The organism is Macrococcus capreoli, assembly GCF_025628935.1.
Taxonomy (GTDB): domain Bacteria; phylum Bacillota; class Bacilli; order Staphylococcales; family Staphylococcaceae; genus Macrococcoides; species Macrococcoides capreoli.
In genome coordinates, this window is sequence record NZ_JAOTIS010000039.1 from 1 (window position 1) to 1,342 (window position 1,342).

Genomic DNA, 1,342 nt, shown 5'->3' on the forward strand with positions numbered 1-1,342 from the left:
TGGATTTGTGTCAAGAAATCGGACACAGTGAATTTATAACTTTACCTCTCTTCGCTCGGTAGCCTGTTCAAAAACGAACTTATAAAATTCGTATAAGTTCATTTTTAATCAGGTTAATTTATGCATATTTCTTTTCAAAGTCAATTGGACTTAGATAGTTCAATGTTGAATGAATTCTTGTTGAATTATAGAAGGTTACGATATATTCCATAATACTAAACATTGCCTCATTACGCGTTTTGTAATCACAGTGATGAATCAGTTCTTTTTTTATTATGCTGTGGAATGATTCTATACAAGCATTGTCGTAACAGTTTCCTTTACGACTCATACTTGTAGTTATTTCTTTTTCTCTTAGTTTCTTTTGATACTCTACTGACGCGTACTGACTACCTCTATCTGAATGATGAATTAATCCAGCCTTAGGCTCTTGCGTCACGTATGCTCTTTCTAATGCTGATATTACTAGTTCTTTTGACATTCTACTCGACATGGCCCAACCTATGATTCTTCGGGAAAATAGATCCATTACTGTTGCTAAATACAACCAACCTTCACGCGTATATACATAAGTGATATCCGACACCCAGGCAACTCCTAGTTTTTCAACTTTAAATTGCTGATTTAATAAATTTGGATAGATAGGCAGGTTATGTTTTGAGTTTGTTGTTGCTTTGTATTTCTTCTTTGTAATAGATCTGATATTCATATCTTTCATTAATCTTGTGACTGTACGCTGAGAAACGTTATGTCCTTGTTCCCTCAGTTTCTTTGTGATTTTTGGGCTGCCATATCTTTTTTGACTTCCAATATAAATCTTATAAATTTCCTTTTTTAATGCCTCACGTCGCTTTTGTTGTGATGAATCTTCACGCTTTTTCCAGTCATAGTATCCACTTTTCGAAACACCTAATACTTCGCACATCTTAGTCACACGAAACTCGTGACGGTGTTTGTCTATGAAGTCATATATTACTTCTGGTCTTTGGCAAAGATGTGCATAGCCTTTTTTAGTATTCGATTTTCTTCTTCCAGTTCTTTAAGCCTTCTTTGTAAATCAACTTCACTTTGTTTGGCAGGTGTCATTTTCCCACTACCAACAAAAGCAGTTTCACCATTTTCACGATACTTACTTAGCCATTTTGACAGTGTTTGAATTGGAATATCTAGGTCTCTTGAGACCTCAGTAGCTTTTCTACCTGATTCAACTAGTTGTATCGCTTCCATCTTAAAATTATGATCATATCTTCTTTTAGTCATGACAGACACTCCCGTAAATTGATATTATTATTATAACTTATTTATTATCAATTCACTGTGTCCGTTAATTAGTCTAACATCA

At 34.2% G+C, this 1,342-nt stretch carries 1 pseudogene; it reads right to left on the reverse strand.

Features of this window, described 5'->3' with window-relative positions:
• Positions 1–118: 118 nt before the first annotated feature.
• A pseudogene (locus OCL94_RS13140) lies at positions 119–1,260 on the reverse strand (IS3 family transposase).
• Between the last annotated feature and the right edge of the window lie 82 nt (positions 1,261–1,342).